This window comes from Stappia sp. BW2 (assembly GCF_008107695.1).
Lineage (GTDB): Bacteria > Pseudomonadota > Alphaproteobacteria > Rhizobiales > Stappiaceae > Roseibium.
In genome coordinates this window covers 1-417 of sequence record NZ_VIRG01000033.1, presented here as the reverse complement: position 1 = coordinate 417, position 417 = coordinate 1, and the positions used below count along the sequence as shown (strand labels likewise).

General features: G+C 56.8%; 1 protein-coding gene. It reads left to right on the top strand.

The features are described from left to right. Window positions 1–355: phosphatase PAP2 family protein (locus tag FMN63_RS00160; protein WP_148581928.1), on the top strand; the 355-nt coding region annotated here is incomplete at its 5' end. Window positions 356–417 lie beyond the last annotated feature (62 nt).

Here is a 417-nt window from a genome sequence, read left to right as displayed (position 1 = left end):
GGCCGGGCAACAGAACATCCCCGTTTTCCTGCGTCAGCACTGGCAAAAAGAGACGGGCTTTGCGTTTCCCTCCGGACACACCATGTTTGCAGCGAGCTGGGCGCTTTTGGCCGTGGGTCTGTTATGGCCGCGCAGACGGACTTTCACCATCGCGTTTTTGTTAGTCTGGGCGACCGGCGTAATGGGCAGCCGTTTGCTTCTGGGAATGCACTGGCCGCGAGATTTAGTGGTCGCCACGCTCATCTCCTGGCTATTAGTTACCCTGGCGACCTGGCTGGCGCAGCGAATTTGCGGGCCGCTTATGCCGCCTCGCGAAGAAGCGCAAGAACTTGCTGAACGCGAGCAGGAAAGCTGACAACGGTTGATTTTCTGACTATTGCCCTTAAATCATCTGATGGTGGGCGCATTTCCATTTCG